The 21,466-nt window shown below is 73.3% G+C and carries 24 protein-coding genes and 1 riboswitch; of the genes, 19 read left to right on the plus strand and 5 right to left on the minus strand.

What is annotated here, in order from left to right; genetic code table 11:
• Window positions 1–51 precede the first annotated feature (51 nt).
• Entirely contained in the window at window positions 52–1,884 is a 1,833-nt protein-coding gene (locus tag AB0873_RS21305) for a glycoside hydrolase family 15 protein (RefSeq protein WP_366601548.1), read from the minus strand.
• A 192-nt stretch (window positions 1,885–2,076) separates the two neighbouring features.
• Here AB0873_RS21305 and AB0873_RS21310 point away from each other — a divergent pair, with 192 nt between their 5' ends.
• The 15 genes from AB0873_RS21310 to AB0873_RS21380 all read left to right on the plus strand — a co-directional run bounded on the left by AB0873_RS21310 (window position 2,077) and on the right by AB0873_RS21380 (window position 14,709).
• Entirely contained in the window at window positions 2,077–2,769 is a 693-nt protein-coding gene (locus AB0873_RS21310) for an RraA family protein (RefSeq protein ID WP_366601550.1), read from the plus strand.
• 81 nt (window positions 2,770–2,850) lie between these two features.
• Window positions 2,851–2,963, plus strand: a riboswitch (SAM riboswitch).
• A 225-nt stretch (window positions 2,964–3,188) separates the two neighbouring features.
• Window positions 3,189–4,028, plus strand: coding sequence for an ABC transporter substrate-binding protein (locus AB0873_RS21315; protein ID WP_366601551.1), 840 nt, complete (start codon window positions 3,189–3,191; stop codon window positions 4,026–4,028).
• Between the two features lie 89 nt (window positions 4,029–4,117).
• A complete protein-coding gene (locus AB0873_RS21320) occupies window positions 4,118–4,891 on the plus strand; it encodes an amino acid ABC transporter permease (protein WP_366601552.1) in 774 nt (257 codons plus the stop codon).
• Window positions 4,888–5,619: an amino acid ABC transporter ATP-binding protein gene (locus AB0873_RS21325; protein WP_366601553.1), complete on the plus strand. Its 732-nt coding sequence runs from the start codon at window positions 4,888–4,890 to the stop codon at window positions 5,617–5,619. Before AB0873_RS21320 ends, AB0873_RS21325 begins: the two co-directional genes overlap by 4 nt.
• Before the next feature lie 132 nt (window positions 5,620–5,751).
• Window positions 5,752–6,888: an N-acetylmuramoyl-L-alanine amidase gene (locus AB0873_RS21330; RefSeq protein WP_366601555.1), complete on the plus strand. Its 1,137-nt coding sequence runs from the start codon at window positions 5,752–5,754 to the stop codon at window positions 6,886–6,888.
• Between the two features lie 130 nt (window positions 6,889–7,018).
• Entirely contained in the window at window positions 7,019–7,432 is a 414-nt protein-coding gene (locus AB0873_RS21335; protein ID WP_366601557.1) for a VOC family protein, read from the plus strand.
• 49 nt (window positions 7,433–7,481) lie between these two features.
• Window positions 7,482–9,056, plus strand: coding sequence for an FMN-binding glutamate synthase family protein (locus AB0873_RS21340; RefSeq protein WP_366601559.1), 1,575 nt, complete (start codon window positions 7,482–7,484; stop codon window positions 9,054–9,056).
• A gap of 50 nt (window positions 9,057–9,106) precedes the next feature.
• Window positions 9,107–9,628, plus strand: a complete 522-nt coding sequence (locus AB0873_RS21345; RefSeq protein ID WP_155332096.1) for a GNAT family N-acetyltransferase — start codon at window positions 9,107–9,109, stop codon at window positions 9,626–9,628.
• 110 nt (window positions 9,629–9,738) lie between these two features.
• Entirely contained in the window at window positions 9,739–10,185 is a 447-nt protein-coding gene (locus AB0873_RS21350; protein ID WP_366601560.1) for an SRPBCC family protein, read from the plus strand.
• Window positions 10,186–10,243: 58 nt separating this feature from the next.
• Window positions 10,244–11,431 carry a DNA polymerase IV gene (gene dinB / locus AB0873_RS21355; RefSeq protein ID WP_366601562.1) on the plus strand — a complete coding sequence of 396 codons (1,188 nt, stop codon included), beginning with the start codon at window positions 10,244–10,246 and terminating at the stop codon, window positions 11,429–11,431.
• Between the two features lie 35 nt (window positions 11,432–11,466).
• Complete coding sequence (locus tag AB0873_RS21360) at window positions 11,467–12,735, plus strand: MFS transporter (RefSeq protein ID WP_366601564.1); 1,269 nt, start codon at window positions 11,467–11,469, stop codon at window positions 12,733–12,735.
• A 339-nt stretch (window positions 12,736–13,074) separates the two neighbouring features.
• Complete coding sequence (locus tag AB0873_RS21365) at window positions 13,075–13,314, plus strand: hypothetical protein (RefSeq protein ID WP_155332090.1); 240 nt, start codon at window positions 13,075–13,077, stop codon at window positions 13,312–13,314.
• 209 nt (window positions 13,315–13,523) lie between these two features.
• Window positions 13,524–14,117: an STAS domain-containing protein gene (locus AB0873_RS21370; RefSeq protein WP_155332089.1), complete on the plus strand. Its 594-nt coding sequence runs from the start codon at window positions 13,524–13,526 to the stop codon at window positions 14,115–14,117.
• 47 nt (window positions 14,118–14,164) lie between these two features.
• A complete protein-coding gene (locus AB0873_RS21375; RefSeq protein ID WP_155332088.1) occupies window positions 14,165–14,464 on the plus strand; it encodes an STAS domain-containing protein in 300 nt (99 codons plus the stop codon).
• Between the two features lie 86 nt (window positions 14,465–14,550).
• Window positions 14,551–14,709 carry a hypothetical protein gene (locus AB0873_RS21380; protein ID WP_155332087.1) on the plus strand — a complete coding sequence of 53 codons (159 nt, stop codon included), beginning with the start codon at window positions 14,551–14,553 and terminating at the stop codon, window positions 14,707–14,709.
• Between the two features lie 60 nt (window positions 14,710–14,769).
• Here AB0873_RS21380 and AB0873_RS21385 read toward each other — a convergent pair whose 3' ends face one another.
• Both AB0873_RS21385 and AB0873_RS21390 read right to left on the minus strand, forming a co-directional pair.
• Complete coding sequence (locus AB0873_RS21385; RefSeq protein WP_366601566.1) at window positions 14,770–15,177, minus strand: four-helix bundle copper-binding protein; 408 nt, start codon at window positions 15,175–15,177, stop codon at window positions 14,770–14,772.
• 45 nt (window positions 15,178–15,222) lie between these two features.
• Window positions 15,223–17,016, minus strand: a complete 1,794-nt coding sequence (locus AB0873_RS21390; RefSeq protein WP_366601567.1) for a protein kinase — start codon at window positions 17,014–17,016, stop codon at window positions 15,223–15,225.
• A 240-nt stretch (window positions 17,017–17,256) separates the two neighbouring features.
• Between AB0873_RS21390 and AB0873_RS21395 the strand changes: the two genes are divergently transcribed.
• From AB0873_RS21395 to AB0873_RS21405, 3 genes are all read left to right on the plus strand, one after another.
• On the plus strand, window positions 17,257–17,676 hold the full coding sequence (locus AB0873_RS21395) for a hypothetical protein (RefSeq protein ID WP_366601569.1): 420 nt from the start codon (window positions 17,257–17,259) through the stop codon (window positions 17,674–17,676).
• A gap of 175 nt (window positions 17,677–17,851) precedes the next feature.
• Window positions 17,852–18,025 carry a hypothetical protein gene (locus AB0873_RS21400; RefSeq protein WP_196255657.1) on the plus strand — a complete coding sequence of 58 codons (174 nt, stop codon included), beginning with the start codon at window positions 17,852–17,854 and terminating at the stop codon, window positions 18,023–18,025.
• 161 nt (window positions 18,026–18,186) lie between these two features.
• Entirely contained in the window at window positions 18,187–19,482 is a 1,296-nt protein-coding gene (locus tag AB0873_RS21405; protein WP_366601570.1) for a low temperature requirement protein A, read from the plus strand.
• A gap of 3 nt (window positions 19,483–19,485) precedes the next feature.
• Here the strand turns inward: AB0873_RS21405 and AB0873_RS21410 are convergent, their stop codons facing one another.
• Both AB0873_RS21410 and AB0873_RS21415 read right to left on the minus strand, forming a co-directional pair.
• Entirely contained in the window at window positions 19,486–20,001 is a 516-nt protein-coding gene (locus tag AB0873_RS21410) for a YetF domain-containing protein (protein ID WP_366601572.1), read from the minus strand.
• A gap of 53 nt (window positions 20,002–20,054) precedes the next feature.
• On the minus strand, window positions 20,055–20,426 hold the full coding sequence (locus AB0873_RS21415) for a DUF1330 domain-containing protein (protein ID WP_366601574.1): 372 nt from the start codon (window positions 20,424–20,426) through the stop codon (window positions 20,055–20,057).
• A gap of 201 nt (window positions 20,427–20,627) precedes the next feature.
• On the opposite strand from AB0873_RS21415, the gene AB0873_RS21420 reads away from it, so the two are divergent.
• The gene (locus tag AB0873_RS21420) at window positions 20,628–21,455 is read left to right on the plus strand and encodes a c-type cytochrome (protein ID WP_366601576.1); all 828 of its coding nucleotides are present in this window, start codon (window positions 20,628–20,630) and stop codon (window positions 21,453–21,455) included.
• Window positions 21,456–21,466: the final 11 nt, after the last annotated feature.

Genomic DNA, 21,466 nt, shown 5'->3' on the forward strand with positions numbered 1-21,466 from the left:
GGCGGCCCTTTCCCGCTGCGGGGCGGAATAGTCCTCGGGGAACCGGCCGGGTCACGCGTGGGAGTCGAGCAGCCGGTCGAGGTTCACGGCGGTGCCGATCAGCGACAGGTGGCTGAAGGCCTGCGGGAAGTTGCCGGTCTGCTCGCCGCTGGCCGCGATCTCCTCGGAGTAGAGGCCGAGCGGGCTGGCGTAGGTGAACATCTTCTCGAGGGTCAGCCGGGCGTCGTCGAGCCGGCCGGACTCGGCGAGGGCCTGGACGTACCAGAACGTGCACATGGTGAAGGTGCTCTCGCTGCCGACCAGGCCGTCCGGTGCCGCCTCCGGGTTGTAGCGGTAGACGAGGCTGTCGGAGACGAGCTCGGCGTCCATGGCGCGCAGGGTCGACTGCCACATCGGGTCGGTCGGCGACACGAAGCCGACGGCGGGCATGGCGAGCAGCGCCGCGTCCAGCACCTCGGTGCCGTAGTGCTGGACGAACGCCTGGCGGCCGGGGCGGAAACCCCTCGCCATGATCTGGTGGTAGATGTCGTCGCGGACGGCCGTCCAGCGGTTCGTGTCGCCGGGGCGTCCGTGCCGGTGCGCGAGCCGGACGGCCCGGTCGAGAGCGACCCAGGACATCAGCCGCCCGTAGGTGAAGTCGTGCCGGCCGCCGCGGGTCTCCCAGATCCCGTCCTCGGGCTGGTCCCAGTTGTCGCAGAGCCAGTCCACCAGGCGCGCGGTGTTCCGCCATCCCTCGTGGCCCGGCTGCAGTCCCTGGCCGTCGGCGACGTGGAGAGCGTTGAGCGCCTCTCCGTAGATGTCGAGTTGCAGCTGATTGGCGGCACCGTTGCCCACGCGCACCGGCGCCGAGCCGCGGTAGCCCTCGAAGTGGTCGAGCAATTCCTCGGCGAGGTCCGGCGAGCCGTCGACGCGGTACATGATCTGCAGTGGTCGATCGCTCTCCCCGGCGTCCCGGACCCGGTCGTTGACCCAGCGCATGTACTGCATCGCCTCGTCCTTGAAGCCCAGGCACAGGAGCGAGTGCACCGAGAAGGACGCGTCGCGGATCCAGGTGTAGCGGTAGTCCCAGTTGCGGACGCCGCCGACGTGCTCGGGCAGCCCCGCGGTGGGGGCGGCGATCAGCGCCCCGGTGGGCGCGTACGTCATGAGCTTGAGGGTCATCGCGGACCGCTCCACCATCTCCCGCCAGCGGCCGGTGTACCGGGAGCGGCCCAGCCAGCGCCGCCAGAAGTTGCGGGTCTCCTCGAGCAGTTCCCGCGCCTCGCCGGGGCTGTAGGCGCCGGGCGGATCCGGCGATTCGCCGGTCTCCAGGTGGATACCCCCGGCCTCGCCCTCGTGCAGGGTGGCGATGAGACACAGGCCGTCCTCGCTGCGCTGGCGTTCGTGCTCCTCGGACAGCCGTTCCGCATAGCGGATGGGACTCAGGGCGAGGGAGAGCGTGGAACTGCGCAGGATGCTGCCGTTGGGGTGCACCTCGAGCTGGTAGGGATCACGGCCGTAGTTGAACCGGGGCCGGCAGTCGAGCCGGAACCGCATGCTGCCCCGAACCATGCGGAGCAGCCGCACCAGCCGGTGCCGGTCGGTCGGCTGGTCTCCCGCCACCGGCATGAAGTCCACCAGCTCACCCACGCCGTCCGCGCTCATGAACCGGGTGATCAGGATCGCCGTGCCGGGCAGGTAGAGCTGCTTGCTCACGTAGTCGACGCCGTCCGGCACGATCTGGAAGTAGCCACCCCGGTGCCGGTCCAGCAGTCCGCCGAAGATGCTCGGCGAGTCGAACCGCGGGGCGCAGAACCAGTCGATCGTGCCGTCCATGCTCACCAGCGCCGCGGTCTGCAGGTCGCCGATCAGCCCGTGCGCCTCCACGGCAGGGTACGAGTCCACCCGACCTCCCCAGGTCCTTTCCGACCGCGCGACTACCCCCGACCTCGCCCGGCACACCTCGCATCGGGTCCGGGCACGGAAGCCGGCGCGAGCCGGTCCGGGCTCGGGCCAGCGGCCGGAGATTGGATCTCGCTCCGCCACCGCTGTCCGTCCCTACGATGGGTGCTCGACCGCCCCGAGGGAGGACGTCGGATGCCGGAGCCGTTCACCGACCTGTCCACGCCGCTGGTGGCCGACGCGTGCGTACGGCTGGGGTTGCCGCTGCGGGCCGCGCCCGCCGGGATCCGGCCGGTCGTCGCCGGCCAGCGCGTCGCGGGGCGGGTGCTGCCGGTCCGCCACCACGGAAGCGTGGACGTGTTCCTGGAGGCGTACACCCGGGCGGCGCCCGGTGAGGTGCTGGTGATCGACAACGCCGGGCGGACGGACGAGGCGTGCGTGGGTGACCTGGCGGTGCTGGAGGCCGCGGCGGCCGGGGTCGCCGGGCTGGTGGTGTGGGGCCTGCACCGCGACACCCCCGAGCTGGTGGAGATCGGCGTGCCGGTCTTCAGCTACGGCGCGCTGCCGCTGGGCCCGATGCGACTCGACGACCGGGGTCCCGAGACGCTGACCAGCGCCCGGGTCGGCCCGCACGTGGTCGACGGCGCGGACCTGGTGCTGGCGGACGACGACGGGGTGCTGTTCGTCCCGGCCGCCCGGGCCGAGGAGGTGTCCGCGACCGCCGAGCGGATCCGCCGCACCGAGCGCGTCCAGGCCCAGCGCATCCGGGCCGGCGAGACGCTGCGGGAGCAGACCGCCTTCGCGGAGTACCTGGCCCGCCGCGACGCCGACCCGGGGTACACGTTCCGGGCGCACCTGCGCCGGGTCGGCGGGGCCATCGAGGAGTGACGAATCCGCAGGCCCGGCGGCACGTGAGGGTGGTCATAACGGCTGGACGGCGGATCGTCACGCGCTGCTAGTCTCGGTCCAGGTCATGAGCGCCAGCGCGAAGCCCCGGCTTGCTGGCCGGCAACCCTCGTCCACGTAGGGGTGCCCCGGGTGAGGACCGGGCACCGGAGCGGGCTCCGGTGCAAGCGTGGCCTGGCACCCCAGGTCAGCACCGACCTGGAGGAGAGCCATGTCCGTCCGCACCGTCGCCCCGCCGGCCCTGACCCGGCGTCGTCACGTCGACATGATGCGGGTCTGCAGCGCCGCGTGTAGCTGAGCGCCCCACTCCCTCGCACCGAACCATCCCAGCGGTCCGCCCACCGGCGCACCGCCGGCGGCGCACGCCCGTGCCCGCCCGGACACCCCTCTCGGAGACACCTGTGCGATTCCTTCCTGCCCTGACCCGGGCCGCCGCCCTCGCCGTCGCCGCCGTCCTCGGCGCCGCCACCCTCGCCGCCTGCGGCGGTGACGACGCCACCGGCTCGGCGGACAACCCGTACGGCCTGCTCCAGCCCGGCGTGCTGCGGGCCGGCACGCTCACCGACGCACCGCCGAACGTCTACCTGAAGGACGGGACGTTCACCGGCTTCGACAACGACCTGCTGGTCGCGGCGGCCGACCGGATCGGCCTGAAGGTGGAGTTCGTCGGCACCGACTTCTCGGCGCTGCTCGCCCAGGTGGCGAACCGCAAGTTCGATGTTGGAAGCTCGTCGATCACCATCACCGAGGCGCGGAAGAGGACCGTCGACTTCGGTAACGGCTACGACTTCGGCTACTTCGGACTCGACGTGCCGGCCGGCTCCACCATCACCGGATTCGACCAGCTCGAAGGCAGGCGGGTGGTGGTCGTCCAGGGCACCGTGCAGGACGACTACGCCACCCGCGAGGGCCTCGACCCGGTGCGGGTGCCGGACTACAACGGCGCGATCAACCAGCTCAAGGCGGGCACCGCCGACGCCTGGATCGCCCCGGCGGAGATCGGCGACACGTCCGCCGCGGAGAGCAACGGCAAGATCAAGGTGGCGGCCAAGGAGCTCAGCCCGGCCCCGACCGCGTACGCGTTCGCCAAGGACAACGACAAGCTGCGCGCGGCCCTCGACAAGGCGCTCGACGAGGTCATCGCCGACGGCACCTGGAGCCGGCTGCAGCAGCAGTACTACCCCGGCCGACCGATCCCGCCGGACTTCAAGCCCGGCAGCGGCACGGTACCGGTCGGCTGACAAGGAAGGGCCCCTTGTTAACGCCTGGCGAGGTGAAGGGGCCCCTTCTTAACAGGAGAGAGCGAGCGGGGCGGTAGGAGAGGCGACTGATGGATCCGTTGAGCACCCTGTGGGAGACCTTCTTCGACTGGGACTCCATGCGCGAGGCGCTGCCCGAGATGCTGACCGTCGGGCTGCCCAACACGCTGGTCCTGGCGGTCTCCGCCGCCCTGCTCGGCTCGCTGCTGGGCATGCTGCTGGCGGTCGCGGGCATCTCGCGTACCCGATGGTTGCGCTGGCCGGCCCGCGTCTACACCGACGTCTTCCGCGGCCTGCCGGCGGCGGCGACGATCCTCCTGATCGGCGTCGGGCTGGCGCCACTGGGGATGGAGGTGTGGGGCCCGAACCCGTACCCGCTCGGCATCCTGGCGCTGTCGCTGATCGCGGCGGCGTACATCGGGGAGATCTTCCGGTCCGGCATCCAGTCGGTGGAGGCCGCCCAACTGGACGCCGCCCGGGCCCTCGGCTTCTCGTGGGCCGAGGCGATGCGGGTGGTGATCATCCCGCAGGGCGTCCGCCGCGTGCTGCCCGCGTGGGTCAACCAGCTCATCGCGCTGATCAAGGACTCCAGCCTGGTGTACTTCCTCGGCCTGCTGGCCAGCCAGCGGGAGCTGTTCCGGATCGGGCAGGACCACGCGGCGAACACCGGCAACCAGTCTGCGCTGCTGCTGGCCGGCCTGTTCTACCTGGCGCTGACCGTGCCGTTGACCCATGCCGTCAACTGGATCGACCGGCGGCTGCGGCACGGGCGTCCGGCCGGCCCACCCGGTGACGAGGACGGCGACCTGACGCCCGCCGGCGCGGTGGAGGGGAGCCCCCGATGAGTACGTCGGTCAGTGTGAGCCTCCGCGACGTGCACCTCGCGTTCGGCGCGAACCGCGTGCTGCGCGGCGTCGACCTGGACGTCCCGCGCGGGGCGACCGCCTGCGTGATCGGCCCGTCGGGCTCCGGCAAGTCCACGTTGCTGCGGACGGTCAACCGGCTGATCGAGCCGGACCGCGGTGACGTGCTCCTCGACGGCCGCAGCGTCCTGGGCGACGACCCGGACCGGTTGCGGCAGCGGGTCGGCATGGTGTTCCAGCAGTTCAACCTGTTCCCGCACATGAGCGTGCTGCGCAACGTCACCCTCGCGCTCCGGCGGATCCGGAAGCTGTCCGAGGACGAGGCCGTCGCGGTGGCCCGGCACGAGTTGGACCGGGTCGGCCTCGCCGCCAAGGCGGACGCGCGGCCGGCACAGCTCTCCGGCGGGCAGCAGCAGCGGGTCGCCATCGCCCGCGCGCTGGCGTTGCAGCCGCAGGTGATGCTCTTCGACGAGGCGACGTCGGCGTTGGACCCCGAGCTGGTCAAGGGCGTGCTGTCGCTGATGGCGGAGTTGTCCGCGGGGGGCATGACGATGGTGGTGGTCACGCACGAGATGGGCTTCGCCCGGGAGGTGGCCGACACGGTCGCCTTCATGGACCGGGGCGTGGTGCTGGAGGCGGGTGCGCCAGCCGCGGTGTTCGACTCCGCCCGGCATCCGCGCCTGCGCCGGTTCCTCTCCCAGGTCCTCTGACGAGGGTCCGATCGGCACAGGCCCTAGCGCTGCCGGCGTCCTGGCAATATTCTCCACCTCACGCCCGGCCTTTGGAGCTGGTTTTCACGCGGCTCACTCCCACCCCCGCGTGCCGGGCGCGGAGGAGATGCCATGCACGTCGAGCAGAGCGAACTGGACCGACGCACGCTGCTGCGGGCCGGCCTCGGCGCCGCCACCGTGGCGGTCGTCGGCAGTGAACTCGCCTTCCCGGCCACCGCCCACGCCGACCCGGGCGCCGACCTGGACTGGATCTACAGCTGCGACGAGTGGGGCGCGCGGCCACCCAAGGACCCCCTGGTGGTCAGCGCGATCCCGACCAACAAGATCATCGTGCACCACATGGCGTTCCCGAACGTCACCGACTACAGCGAGGCGCAGGCCATCAAGCTGGCCCGCGACTGCCAGAACCTGCACATCGACGGCAACGGCTGGTCCGACACCGGCCAGCACTTCACCGTCAGCCGCGGCGGGTACGTCCTCGAGGGACGGCGGGGCAGCCTGGAACGGCTCCAGGCCGGCGACCGGCAGATGGTCTCCGCGCACTGCCCGGGCGAGAACGGCCGCGCCATCGGCATCGAGAACGAGGGCACGTACGTCACCGAGACGCCGCCCGAGGCGCTGCTCGACTCGCTGGTCAAACTCTGCACGACCATCTGCCGGCAGTACGGGCTGCACGCCCACGACATCTTCGGCCACTGGGACTTCCGCAACACGCTGTGCCCCGGCGCCGCCTTCTACCGACAGTTCCCGATGCTGCGCCGCCGGGTCTTCGCCGCGCTCGGCACGCGCCTGGCCGACGTGCCGGCCCGCCGCTGGCCGGACCTGTGGCGGTTCGTCGGGTCGCCGTCGGTGCGGGTGGTGCAGTACCTGCTCGCCCACCACGGGTACGCGGTGACCCCGACCAGCGTCTTCGACGCGGCCACCGTCGCCGCCGTGCAGGACTGGCAGGCCCGCAACGGCATCCCGGTCGACGTCGACGCCACCCTCACCACGCCCACCTGGGAGACCCTCGCGCCCGAGCTGGACCACCGCGCCTCCGGCCTGCCGGTCGCCGCGGTGCAGTTCATCCTCAACGCCAAGGGCTACGCCGAGGTCACCGTCACCGGCCAGTACGACCGCGCCACCCGCCAGGCCGTGAAGGACGTGCAGGTCCTGCACCGGCTGCCCGACAACGGCAAGGTCAACACCAGCACGTGGTGTGTGCTGGTGGGCGGGGTCGTCCGCCAGTCCTTCCGCAAGGACGACTGAGCGACGGTGCCGGCGCGGGGGACGCGGCAGCATCTCCCCGCGCCGGCACGGAACTCGCGTTCGTCCGCCTCGTTGGTCACCCTGCCACCCCTTCGCGACGATGGCGCGGAGGCCGACGAAGGAGGACGCGGTGCAGACGCAGCTCAACCCGTACCTGAACTTCCCCGGCAACGCCCGGGAGGCGATGAAGCTCTACCACTCGGTCTTCGGCGGTGACCTCACCGTGACCACCTTCGGGGAGTTCGGCGAGAACGACCCGGCGATCGCCGACAAGGTCATGCACGCCCTGCTGCGCTCCCCCGTCGGCCTGGTGCTGATGGCCTCCGACCTGGCGCCCGGCATGGAGCACCGGCCCGGCACCAACATCTCGATCAGCCTGAGCGGCGACGACGCCGACGAGTTGCGCGGCTACTGGGACGAACTGTCCGCGAGCGGCTCCGTCGTCATGCCGCTGGAGAAGCAGATGTGGGGCGACGAGTTCGGCATGTGCGTCGACCGGTTCGGCATCCAGTGGATGGTCAACATCACCGCGCCGACGCCCTGACCCGCCGGACCGCGTTTGGCGTACCGGCCGGGCGGAGAACAACAGCGGCATGAGCTGGGCCAACCGAGCCGTACCCGCCGCCGTCGCCGCCGTGGCCGCTCTCGCCGCGCGCGACCTGCTGCAACGTGACCACGCGCTGCTGCGCAACTTCCCGGTCCTCGGTCGCGCCCGCTACCTGCTGGAGTCGATCGGGCCGGAGCTGCGCCAGTACATCGTGGCCGGCAACAACGAGGAGCGACCGTTCACGCGCGACCAGCGACGCTGGGTGTACGCGTCGGCGAAGGAGCAGAACAACTACTTCGGGTTCGGCACGGACAACGACATCGAGTACACCCCCGGGTACCCGATCATCAAGCACCGCACGTTCGGCCGGGCGGTGCCGCCGTCGTCCCCCGGCGCCGGGCACGACGTCACGCTCCCCTGCGCGAAGGTGCTCGGCGCCGCCCGGGGCCGGGCCCGCGCGTTCCGTCCGGAGTCGGTGGTCAACATCTCCGGCATGAGCTTCGGCTCCCTCTCGGGCAGGGCGGTCGAGGCGCTGAACCGGGGCGCCGCCCTGGCCGGCTGCCTGCACAACACCGGTGAGGGCGGGCTGTCGCCGTACCACCGCAAGGGCGGTGACCTGGTCTTCCAGATCGGCACCGCGTACTTCGGATGCCGCGACGAGCACGGCCGGTTCAGCCTGGAACGACTCAAGGACCTGGTCGCCGGCGCGCCGGTCAAGGCGCTGGAGATCAAGCTCAGCCAGGGCGCGAAGCCGAGCCTCGGCGGCCTGCTGCCGGCGGCGAAGGTGTCCGCCGAGATCGCCGCGACCCGCGGAATCGCCCAGGGTCGGGACTGCGTCAGCCCGTCGCGGCACGCCGAGTTCTCCGACTGCGACAGCCTCCTGGACTGGGTGGAACTGCTCGCCGCCGAGACCGGCCTGCCGGTGGGCATCAAGTCCGCCGTCGGCGACCTCGGCTTCTGGGAGGAGCTGACCACGCTGATGCGCGACACCGGGCGCGGCGTGGACTTCGTGACGGTCGACGGCGGCGAGGGCGGCACGGGCGCCGCGCCCTTGATCTTCACCGACTCGGTGTCGTTGCCGTTCCAGCAGGGCTTCTCGCGGGTCCACCGGGTCTTCGCCGAGCGGGGCCTGCACGAGCAGGTCGTCTTCGTCGGCGCGGGCAAGCTCGGCCTGCCGGACAACGCCGTGGTGGCGTTCGCCCTCGGCGCCGACATGGTGAACGTCGGCCGTGAGGCGATGCTGGCCATCGGCTGCATCCAGGCCCAGAAGTGCCACACCGACACCTGCCCCACCGGCGTCGCCACCCAGAACGCGTGGCTGGCCCGGGGCCTCGACCCCGCCCGCAAGTCGGTGCGGGCCGCGAACTACATCCGTACGTTGCGGCGCGACCTGATGAAGGTGGCCGAGGCGTGCGGCGTCGAGCACCCCGGGCTGATCGACACGGGCTCAATCGAGGTCCTCGACGGGCGTACCGCCTCCACCCCGCTGGACCAGGTGTACGGGTACCGCCCCGGGTGGGGACTCCCGTCGGCCGCCGACCGGGCCGAGATCGTCCGGCTGATGACGGCCGAGGCGCCGCAGGGCAGCAGCGCACCCCCCTCCCCGACCGCGGTGGGCTGACCACGAAAAATCGCGGGCGCCGCCGGGCGGGTCTCGCCTACGGTGACGCGGTGCTGATCCGACGTGAGTCCCCCGCCGACATCGCCGCCATCCACGCCGTGCACGCCGCCGCGTTCGCGGACCCGCAGCGGCCGGACGCCGTACCGGTGGAGGCCGCCCTGGTCGACGCGCTGCGCGCCGACGCCGGCTGGCTGCCGGCGCTCTCCCTGGTCGCCGTCGTCGACGGCGAGGTGGTGGGGCACGTCGTGGCCACCCGTGGGCACGTCGACGGCGAGCCGGTCGCACTGGGGCTCGGGCCGCTCGGGGTGCTGCCGGTCCGGCAGCGGCGCGGGGTCGGGTCGGCGCTGATGCACGCCGTGCTCGGCGCCGCCGACGCGCTCGACGAGCCGCTCGTGGTGCTCCTCGGCCACCTCGACTACTACCCGCGGTTCGGGTTCCGCCCCGCGGTCGACCTGGGCGTCACCCCACCGGTGCCGGCGTGGGGCGCCCACTTCCAGGCCCGCCCGATGACGGCCTGGCGGGACACCATCAAGGGCGAGTTCGCGTACGCGGCTCCGTTCGCGGACCTGTAGGCTGCCCGGCTCCCGCCGATCCGACCGGCACCCGCCCGACCGGTCCCGCCCCAGCTGGGAGACTGGACGGGCGTCTGGAGGTTCCGGGTGCTGGCTGTCGGGAGGTCGCCGTGGCGGTGGACGTGGTGTCGGAGGTCGTCATCGACCGTCCGGTCGCCCGGGTGGCGGCGTTCGCGGGCGACCCGACGAACGCTCCGGCCTGGTACGTGAACATCGGGTCGGTGGAGTGGCTGACGCCCCCGCCGCCGCGGGTCGGCTCGCGGGTGGCGTTCGTGGCGCAGTTCCTCGGCCGTCGGCTGGCCTACACGTACGAGATCGTCGACCTGGTGCCCGACGACCGGTTGGTGATGCGCACGGCGGAGGGCCCCTTCCCGATGGAGACCACCTACCGCTGGGAAGCGCTGGACGGCGGCCGCACCCGCATGACGCTGCGCAACCGGGGCGAGCCGAGCGGTTTCGCCTCGATCGCCGCCCCGGTGCTGGCCGGGGCGATGCGCCGGGCGAACCGCAAGGACCTGGCACGGCTCAAGGGCCTGCTGGAACGACCGGAGCGGTGAGCGGCGGCGTTCCGGCAGGTCGTCGCACGAATTAGAACATGTGTGCGAACATGGGTGCGTGTCGACCGAGGCCACCGTCCTGCACGCCGACCTGGACGCGTTCTACGCGTCGGTGGAGCAGCGGGACGACCCACGCCTTCGCGGCCGGCCGGTCATCGTCGGCGGCGGCGTGGTGCTCGCCTGCAGCTACGAGGCCAAGGCGCGGGGCGTCCGCAGCGCGATGAACGGCCGGCAGGCCCGCCGGCTCTGCCCCGACGCGGTCGTGGTGCCGCCCCGGATGGCGGCGTACACGGCGGCCAGCCGCGCGGTGTTCGAGATCTTCCGGCGCACCACGCCGCTGGTGGAGGGGCTCTCGGTCGACGAGGCGTTCCTCGAGGTGGGCGGCCTGCGCCGGCTGGCGGGTCCACCGGCCGACATCGCCGTCCGGCTGCGCCGGGAGGTCCGCGAGCAGGTCGGCCTGCCGATCACGGTCGGCGTCGCCCGGACGAAATTCCTCGCCAAGGTGGCCAGCGGCGTCGCCAAGCCCGACGGGCTTCTTGTCGTCCCACCCGGGCAGGAACTGGCGTTCCTGCACCCGTTGCCGGTCGAGCGGCTGTGGGGCGTGGGCCCGGTGACGGCGGCGAAGCTGCGCGAGCGGGGCGTCCGCACCGTCGGTCAGGTGGCCCGGCTCGGGGAGGCGACGCTGGTGACGCTGCTCGGCGCGGGAGCCGGCCGGCACCTGCACGCGCTGGCGCACAACCGCGACCCGCGGCCGGTGCAGGTGGGGCGCCGGCGGTCGTCGATGGGCGCGCAGCACGCCCTCGGCCGCGGCCCGCACTCCCCCGCCGACCTGGACGCGATCCTTTCCGGTCTGGTGGACCGGGTGACCCGTCGGATGCGGGCGGCCGCCCGCTCGGGGCGCACCATGATGCTGCGGCTGCGCTTCGCCGACTACACGCGGGCGACCCGCTCGCACACGATTGGCAAGGCGACGGCGGACACGGCGCCGCTGCTGGCCACCGCGCGGTCGCTGCTGCGGGCGGCGCTGCCGGAGATCGAGCGGCGAGGCGTCACGCTGATCGGCGTCTCGGTCGGCAACCTGGACGACGCCCCGGTCCAGCCGCCGCTGCCGTTCGAACGCGACCCGGGGGCCGACCTGGACGCCGCCGTGGACGCGGTGCGCAGCCGCTTCGGCTCGGCCGCGCTGACCCGGGCGACCCTGCTCGGCCGGGACCCCGGCGTGGAGATGCCGCTGCTGCCCGACTGACGGTAAACGGGCAGGCCGGGCGGCAGACTGAGGTCATGCCGCGATTGGCCGGCCCTTCCGACAGCGATCCCGCCCGTCCGCCCCTGTCGGCGTGGCGGTTCGTGCTCTGGTTCGGTGTCGTGGCGATGCTCGCCGACGTCGTTTACGAGGGCGCGCGGTCGATCACCGGGCCGCTCCTGGCCGGCCTGGGGGCGAGCGCACTGACGGTGGGCGTCATCACCGGCGTGGGCGAGGCGTCCGCGCTGGTGCTGCGGTTGGTGTCCGGGCCGCTGGCGGACCGTACCGGCCGTTTCTGGGCGTGGGCCCTCGCCGGGTACGGGCTCACCGTCGTGAGCGTCCCGCTGCTGGGCGTCGCCTCGGTGGTCTGGGTGGCCGGAACGCTGGTCGTCGCGGAACGGGTGGGCAAGGCAATCCGCCAGCCGGCCAAGGACACGCTGCTCTCCCACGCCGCCGCCGTGACCGGTCGCGGTCGCGGTTTCGCGGCGCACGAGGCACTGGACCAGGCGGGAGCGCTGGTCGGGCCGCTGGCCGTGGCCGCCGTGCTGGCGGCGAGCGGCGGCGACTACGGGCCGGCGCTGCTCGCGCTCGCGGTGCCGGGAGCGCTCACTCTCATCGTCCTGGTGTGGTTGCGGATGCGGGTTCCGCACCCGACCCGCTACGAGAGCGGCGGGCCCCCCGAGCGGCCGCGACGGCGGGACCGGGCGGCGCCGCGGGAGGCGAGCCGACTGCCGGGCAGGTTCTGGGTGTACGCCGCCTTCGCGGGGCTGACCATGACCGGCTTCGCCACCTTCGGGGTGCTCTCCTTCCACCTGGTGGAGGCGGACCTGCTGCCCGCGACGGCGGTGCCGGTGCTCTACGCCGCCGCGATGGTCGTCGACGCGGTCGCCGCCGTCGCCACCGGGTGGGCGTACGACCGGTACGGCGCGCGGATCCTGGTCGTCCTGCCGATCGTGGCCGCCACCGTCCCCGCGCTCGCCTTCTCCCCCACGGTCGGGCCGGCGGTGGCCGGCGTGCTGGTGTGGGGCGCCGTGCTCGGCGTGCAGGAGTCGACGTTGAAGGCCACCGTCGCGGATCTGGTGGGTCCGGGCCGGCGCGCGACGGCCTACGGCGTCTTCGGAGCGGTGGTCGGCGTCGCGGCGGCCGTGGGTGGCGCGCTGACCGGCGGGCTGTACGAGACGTCCGTGCCGCTGCTCGTGGCGGTGACCGCGACGGTCCAGGCGGTCGCGCTGGGCGTGCTGGTGACCGTCCTGCGCCGGGACCGGGTCGGCTCGCCGCGCCGGGGCGGTGTCGGAGGTGCGGGTTGACGTGCGGACGTGACCGGACCTGGGGATGTCCCACCCGAGCTTCTCGACCGGCTGCGACAGATCTGTCTCGGCCTGCCCCAGGCGTGCTGCCCGGGTGGCACCCCCGGTGCTTCCGGGCGGCCCCGCCCGCTGAGGCAGCGGGTGGCCGGGGGCTCCGATCGACGCGCCCGCGACGGCGGTCGGTCACGGTGCGTACGCCGTCAGGCGGCCGGCGGTCCCCCGGTCGGTCGGGCTTCGGGCCCGTGTGTCGTACCGCCGGAACCCCGCCGTGTCCGCTCTCGTTACGTGACCGCGAGCCCCGGCCGCCCTCCCGGCGGCGACGCTCGGCGGAGGTGAGCGGTGTCGGAACGTCACGATCCGGTGACTCCCGCGTGGGTATGCCGGGACTGCGGGCAGAGTTGGCCGTGCCCGACCCGCCGCCAGTTGCTGCTCCGGGAGTACGGGCCGCAGCCGGCCAACCTCAGTGTCTACCTGGCGGCCTGCCTGACCGCCGCCACCGCGGACCTGCGGTCGCCGCCGGCCGCCCTGCGGGAGCGGTTCCTCGGCTGGATCCCGCACCCGCGCCACCGCGCGTTCTGAATTGTCGGTTCCCGGTCGGGCCCCTGCTGAACAACCACGATGACCGTGCCCGCCGACGGGTACCGGATTTGTCACACAACCGTCATGCGGCCGAAGGGTGACCGCGAATCTGGGCCGGCAGGTTGTGGGCTGAACGGATGCGTCGCGGGCCCGACGGAGGCGGCGACACCGTACCCGGTGAGCCCGCAGCTGAAGGAGGGACCGGCACGATGACGGTCGTCCGGGGCGACGAGCGAACGACACTGGTCTGCGACATCTGCGGGGACACGGTCGTCGAAACGGGAGGCGGCCCGGCGGACGGTGGCGTGGTCTGGACCATGGTCGCCGACCACGGCTGGAGCGGCTCGCCCCTCGCCGACGGCCCCCACCGATGCGCCCACTGCACCATGGCGGCGAGGTCCGGCCACGCGGTGCCGGACGGGCCGGGGACCGGCGGGATCCTCGGAATCGACCACCGTGGGGACGCGACCGTGATCACGTGCGCGGGCGACATCGACGTCGACGGCGAGGACACCATGCGCACCGCCCTGCGCCACGCGACCGACATGGGCGGGCACGTCGTCGTGGATCTCACCCACGTGCACCTGATCGACTCGACCGGGCTGGGCCTGCTGGTCCGCGCGCACCGCGACGCCGCCGCCCGCGGCGCCACCGTGAGCCTCGCCGCGCCGTCGCCGTTCCTCCGCACCGTCCTGCGGACGCTACGCCTCGACGGGATGTTCCCGGTGTACGACAGCCGCGCCGAAGCGGTCGCCCAGCTGAGCGGGCGGGCCGGGTCCGCGGCGTCCGGGGGCCGGCCCTGATCCCGAGCAACGAGCCCCGCTTCGGCCTGGAGGTCCCCGTGGCGTCGATGTCGATCACCGTGACCATCCTGTCCGCCGGCGTCGTGGTCCTGGTACTACGGGGCGGCATGCGCGGCGCGGACGTCGACACTCTCCGCGACGCGCTGCACCGGGTGCTGCGCGACCGGCCCCGGGAGGTGCACCTCGACCTCTCCGGCGTGGTCGACGTCGAGCCGTCCGCCGCCGCCGCCGTCACCGCCGCCGCCCTCGAGGCGGAGCGGACCGGGACGATGGTGCGGGTCGTCCATGCCTCCCCGCCGGTACGGCAGCGGATGACGACGGCCGGCGCGGACGGTCTGCTGCGCTGACGGTTTGCCGGCGGGACGGGCGGGAACGCCAGGGTCCGGGCGGCACGAGCGCGTCCTTGTGCCGCAGCCGACACGGGGAGGTTGACATGGGTGACCGCGAACGGCTCCACGACCTGCGCCAGAAGGCCCACGACGCGGGCATCGAGGGCAACTCGAAGATGACCGAGGACCAGCTCCGCGACGCGTTGCGCCGGGTCGGCAGGGGCGCCGACCCGCAGCTGGCCAAGCAGCAGGCCAAGCGCTGACGGTACGGCACGTCCCGCGCCGGTCCGGTACCCGAGCCGGCGCGGGACGTCGTGCCCGGATCAGCTCATCGTCGCCAGCAGGTCCCGGCATGCCTGCTCGCAGGCGCGGCAGGCGTCGGCGCAGATCCGGCAGTGCTCGTGCCGGTCCGCGTGCCGGGCGCACTCGTCGCCACACGCCCGGCAGGCGGTCGCGCACGCCTCCAGCAGGCTGCGGCTGATGTTCGCGTCGTACCCGGTGTGCCGGGACAGGACCCGTGCCGTCGTGGTGCACACGTCGGCGCAGTCCAGGTTGGTGCGGACGCACTTCGCCAGTTCGGCGACCATGTCCTCGCTCAGGCAGGCGTCGGCGCAGGCGGTGCAGGCCTGCGCGCAGTCGTTGAGGGCGTCGATCACCGCGGCCAGCCTCTTACGGTCCAGGTTGATCGACTTCGGGTACGTCTCCAGCATCGGCATGGTGGTGCCGGTCATGGCTTCTCCTCTCGGGATCGTCGTCTCAACGTCGTACCCCTTCCCTCACGCCGCACTCCCGGACGTCCGGGAGCCCCCACCGGTGACGGACGGCTCGACCGACGTCGGTGGCAGCGCGGGCGGGGTGGGCTCGGCAGCTTCGGACGACGTGGTGGTTCGCGGGGTGGGCGTCGGTTCCGCCGTCACCGGCGGCTCGGACGTGGCCGACGGCTCCGACGTCACCGGCGGCTCCGACGTGGCCGACGGGACCGACGTGACCGGCGGCTCCGACGGCGGCGGCGCGCTGGTCGGCGGCGCGGTGGTCGGTGGGTCCGACGGCGGCGTCGGCGTCGGCGCGGCGCCGGACGGAGTGGTCACCGACGGTGACGGCGGCACGGGCGCCCCGCCCGCTCCGCGACCACTGCTGCGGGCGTCGCCCGCCGGTGGCCCGCCGGCGGAGCCCCGGCCGGCCGTCCCCGTCGGCGCCGCGGCCGGGACGGCCGCGACGGACGGGAGCACGGACGTCCGGACGTGCGTGCCCGTGCGGTCGCAGACGACGTCGCCCACCGTGAACCGGCGGGGTGGCTCGTGTCCACCGGTGTCCGCCCGGCCGTGCAGCGTCGCGGTCAGGTCCCCTCCCGGTACGGGCGGCTCGGCGAGGCGGAGCGTCACCCGCCGCTCGTCCCGGGTCCAGGCGGCGCCGACGACGTCGAGGAGCCGCTGCCCCTCCGGAAGGGTGAAGGTCAGCGTGCGGTGCTGCGTGCCCGGACCGCCGATGCCCGTCACGGTGATCCGTGCCGTGAAGCCGCCGTCGGCTCCCTGCTGCGCCAGGTAGCGGGTTCGGCAGCCGGCCCCGGACGGGGCCGGGTCGGCGGATCGGTCCTCGGCGGTGACCAGTCCCGGCAACAGCCCGGCGAGCGCGGCGGCCGCCGCGGCGGGAGCCGCGAGGCGAACGCCACGGCGTACGCCTCGCGCCGGCCGGCTCGCGACCCGCGGGCGCGCGCGCCGGGTGGGGCCCGGGACGGTCCGGGCGGGCACCGCGGGTCGGGCACCACCGGCCGTCGGGTCCACCGCCACGGTCGTCCCGGTGAGCGGCCCGAGCGCCGACGCCAGCTCCGCCGCTGTCGGCCGCCGGCCGGGATCCGTCTCCAGGCACGCGCGGACCAGCTCCACGTGGGGCGCCGCGAGCCCCGGGAGGGCGACGCTGGCTGCCGGTTCGTGGGGGGCCCGCTCCGGCACCTGACCGGTGAGGCACTCGGCGAGGACGACGCCGAGCGCGAACACGTCGCCCGCCGGCGCCGCCTCCGCGCCGGCCGCCTGCTCCGGCGGCAGGTAGGCCGGCGTACCCCAGACCAGCCCGTCCGGGTCCGCCACGTCCTCGCCCACGCCGGCGGCGATTCCGAAGTCGACGACCTTCACCCCGCTTCGGGTGAGCATGATGTTGCCGGGCTTGACGTCGCGGTGCACCACGCCGTGCGCGTGGGCGGCGGCGAGGGCCGCCGCCACCTGCCGACCGGCCCGCAGCACCTCCGGTGCCGGGAGCGGCCCGTCACCGCGGAGCCGGGCGGCCAGGGTCCGCCCGTCGACGAACTCCATCACCAGGAACGGAGTGGGGGTGCGGGTCAGGTGCCACTGCTCGCCGTAGTCGTAGACCCGGGCGACGTTCGGGTGGTCGAAACGGGCGGCGGCCAACGCCTCATGGCGGATCCGGTCCCGGGCCGCCGGGTCGCCCAGCGCCGACGACAACAGCTTCACCGCCACGGTACGCTGCAACCGCAGGTCGTAGCCGCGCCAGACGGTCGCCATGCCTCCCCGGCCGACCGGCTCGTCGAGCCGGTAACGCCGTTGCAGACAACGCACCGCCCTGCCCCCTCCCGGTCCGGCACCCTCGCGGGCGCCGTGTCGCTGTCGGTCGACATCGGAGCCGGAGCCCCGGTCGACCATCGCGCTACCCGGCCCCCGGCCGGCGAAAACTCCGATCGGGAGCCCGCCCGGTGTTGTCACACGACCGTCACGTTGCCGCGCGACGGCCGTCACACCTCGGAGCGTTCCTGGTGACAGGAGCACTGTCGACGGTCACGACGAAGGCAGGTGATCACCATGGTCGGGCAGCACGGCGTCCGCCGCGCGGCGATCGCCGCGGGACTGGTCGCCGCCCTGCTGTCGGGCGGCTGCTCCCGGGACCCCGGCCCCGAACCGCCGCGGCGGCCCGCCAGCACCAGCCCGCCGAGCACGCTCGCCCGTGCCGCCGTCGGCGACCGGCTCACCGTGACCGCCGCCGTCGAGCGGGTCATCGACGAGGGCGCGATCGTCGTCCGGGACGTCGACCTGAGCGACGGCCCACTGCTCGTGCTGACCCGGCAGGCCGTCGAGGCGACGCCACCGCAGCTGGTCACCGTCGAGGGAACCGTCATCCTGTTCTCGTCCGGCGACCTCGCCGCGGAGTTCGCCCCGCACCCGTACCGCGCGTTCGACGGGAAGAAGGCGCTGGCTGCCGGGACCGTCACCGTGTGGCGGTGACGATCCGTCTCCGGCGGCCACCGCTCCCGAGGGTGTCATCCGTACCGACCTGCCCTGCCCGCGACGGCGGGCACGGGCGACACCCGATGGCGTCGCAGACGGCGGATTCCCGCGCCGGGCCCCCGGGCGGGGCATAGCGTGGGCAGGGACGCGACCGGACCGGAGGGAGAGTGCCGTGACCGAGCCGGAGGAGGGCCGGGAGAAGAGCCCGAAGACCGACCGGGTGCTGTTCTCGCCCGACGGCGACCCGCACCACACCGTGGCCCAGGCACCCCAGCCGGACGAGCATCTGGAGGTGACGGTCACGCACGACGACCGCACCGACGTCGTCGACGACGAACAGTCATGACGGTCACGCGTCCGGATGCTTCTCCAGCGTCGACGCGGAGTAGTGGATGGTCTGCGCCACCGGCAGGCCGTCCGGCCGACTTCTGACCGAGCCGGTCAGCGCAGGCGGTCGGCTGTGGTGAAACCGCCCCTGGGCCAGCATCGCGGACGGAAACTGACCGGGTGAGCGTTCCGCCGCCCCTCCGCCGCTCGCGGTGGCTCATGCCGGTGGCACCCGGCAGCCGGGTCACCCGGCTGGAGCTGTTCTACGACCTGATCTTCGTCTTCGCGTTCCTCAACGTGACCGGTCTCGTGTCCCGGGAACTGACCCCCGTCTCCGTGCTGTCCGGCACGATCGTCCTGGCGCTGCTCTGGTTCTGCTGGACCGGGTTCGCGTCGCTCGGCAACGTCGTCCGCGCCGACCACGGGTTCCTGCCGCCGCTCGGCTTCGGCATCATGGCGGCGGCGTTCATCCTGGCGATCACCATTCCGCAGGCCTTCATCGACCAACCCGACGACCTGCCCGGCCCGGTGGTGTTCGCGGTCTCCTACCTGGCCGTACGCGGCCTCACGTCGGCCGGGTTCCTCTACGTGCTCAGCCGGGCGGGCCGTTCCCGCCGGCAACTGGTCGTCATCACCGCCCCGGCGGTGCTGGCCGCCCTGCTGGTCGGGCTGGCCACCACCGCGCCCTGGTGGGTTCCGGCCGACGCGGTCCTCGCCGCACGCCTGACGCTGTGGGGCGCCGCCCTGCTGGTCGAGTACTCGGTCGGCCTGTTCCTGCCGTACGCCCGCTGGGGGGTCGCCTCGGCGGGGCACTGGGCGGAGCGGCACGCCCTGATCATCCTGATCGCCCTCGGTGAGGCGGTCATCGCGCTGGGGCTGGGACCGGGCCGCTTCGACCGGCTCGCCCTGACCGGGCCGGTCATCACCGGCTCCGTCCTCGGCATCGCGTTGCTCGCCGCGATGTGGTGGTTGCACTTCGACACCCTCGCGCCCAGTGTCGAGCATGCGATGCACGGCACCCGGGGCCCGAGCCGGATACCCCTGGCCCGGGACGTCTTCACCTACCTGCACCTGCTGGTCCTGGTCGGAATCGTGATGACCGCGCTCGGGCTCAAGCTCGTGCTCGAGGAGGTCGCCGCGCCCGGCGTCGAACCGCTGCCGGGGCCCAGCGCCATCACCCTGTACGGCGGCGTCGCCCTCTTTCTCCTTGCCGACGCGCTCGTCGCCGCGCGCACCTTCCGCCGGTTCCGGCGCTCCAATCTCGTCGCCGCGCCGGCACTGGCTGTGCTGGTCGTGCCGGCGACCCTGGTCACCCCGCTCATCGCGCTGGGCGTGCTCGTCGTCTTCTGCGGCGTCGTCGCCCTGGTCCAGCGGTTCACCGGAGCGGATGCCCGCGAGCGGATCAAGGACTCGGTCCGCCAGGAGGAGCGGGTGACCGAGAGGGCGCTCAGCGAGTGGCGCTGCCAGCATCTCTGACCGCTACCGCCCCTCGTCGCGCACATCGGCGAGACTGCTGCCGTCGCCGAGGCCGCTGCGGGTGATGACGCTGAGGCTGCCGTCCGTCTCCAGCACCACCGCCGCGAGTTCACCGAGGTCGCCGGCGCCCTGGCTGCGGGCGACCTGCCGGATCTCACTCTCCGCCACCCGGACCCGGCGCATGGTGTCGTACCGTGGCCGCCCGTCCCGCAGCAGCATGGTCGGCCGGGCCTTCAGCAGCCGCTGCGACGGGGGCCAGCGGACGGCGAGCAGGGCGACCGCGTACTGCAACGCCACCAGCAGGGCCAGCGCGAGGATCCCCTCGACCAGCGAGACGTCCCGCGACAGCAGTATCGTCGCCAGCGTCGAGCCCAATGCCACCGTGACGACGAGGTCGAACGCGTTGAGCTTGGACAGCGTCCGTTTCCCGGACACCCGCAGGATCACCACCAGTGCCGGATAGACGAGCACGGCGACGAGGAGCAGGCGCAGCAGGTCGGCGGGGTTCTTCAACACCATCCCCGGGAGCTACCCCACACGTCCGGCGGTATCCGCCCGCGCGCCGGATTCGGTCAGCCGGTGGCCCACGGCGAGGTCGGCTGCAGGACGGCCTCCCGCAGGGCCTCCGTGCGCCACCGGGTCACCTCCTGGTACTCCGGATCGGCGACCATCCGGCTGAAGGCCGTACGGCTCGGGTAGCGCACCAGCAGCACCGCGTCCCAGGCCTGGCCCTCCTCGGCCACCAGGGCCGGGCCACCGTCTCCGGCGTAGAGCACCTCGCCGCCGTACCGCGGCAGGAACGTCTCCCGCAGCGCCGCGGCGTACCGCTCGTACGACTCCCGCCCGCCCTCGGCGAAGCGCAGGAGGTTGAGCATCACCACCGGCTCCTCAGGGGTGGCTGCCAGGAACTGCTTCAGGTCGCGACCGGTCGGGTCGACTGCCATCAGTGCGCCTCCAGTCCGCTGTCCGGGTGGCGATCATCAGACCACAGGTCACCGGCGGTCGAAAAGGGAGCCGGCGCGGTGGTTGTCGGCCCCCCGATGACGGGTAGGGCGGACGGAGCAATGCCTCCACGTGCCGGATGAAACTCCTATATCGTCGCAAATTAGTGCTGCCACTGACCGTGCCCGGAAGACGAGGAAACCATGGCAGATCGAGGGCGCCGGAGTTTCGCCCGCCCCTGGAAGCGCCGTCCCGCCGGCCGCGCCGGGCGACGGTTCGGAGCCGTCGTACGGATGGTCGCGGCGCTGGTGCTGGCCGGCGGCGCGTACACGGTGTTCGCGCCCCAGGCGCAAGCGCAGGAGGAGCCGCGGTTGAGTGCCGCCGCGGCGGAGGGTGAGGCGCTGTTCGAGGTCGGCTGCATCACCTGCCACGGTCGCTCCGCCGGCGGGGTGGAGGGGCGGGGCCCGAGCCTGATCAACGTGGGTGGGGCTTCGGTGGAGTTCCAGGTGGGCACCGGCCGGATGCCGCTGGCCCGGCAGGAGGCACAGGCACAGCGCAAACCCGAGCTGTACACCGACGAGCAGGTGCGCCAGCTGGCCGCGTACATCGACTCGCTGGGGGTCGGCCCGGTGGTGCCGGACGACGTGGACGCCCTGGTCAAGGACGCGAACCTCGCCCGCGGCGGTGAGCTGTTCCGGATCAACTGTTCGCAGTGCCACGCGTTCGGTGGCGGTGGCGGGGCCCTGTCGTCGGGCAAGTACGCGCCGAGCCTCTACCCGGCGAGCGACCGGATCATCTACGCGGCGATGCTCAGCGGGCCGCAGAACATGCCGGTGTTCGGCGACACCACGCTGACCCCGGACCAGAAGGCGGACATCATCGCCTACATCCAGCAGGTGATCCAGACCGACACCGACCCCGGCGGGTTCGACCTCGGGCGGTACGGTCCCTCCACCGAGGGCCTGGCGGTCTTCCTGGTCGGCATCGTCGCGCTGGTCTTCGCCAGTCTGTGGATCGCGGGCAAGTCGTGAGCGAGCAGCAC

Source organism: Micromonospora sp. NPDC047707, from assembly GCF_040704235.1.
In the GTDB taxonomy this organism is placed as follows: Bacteria; Actinomycetota; Actinomycetes; order Mycobacteriales; family Micromonosporaceae; genus Micromonospora.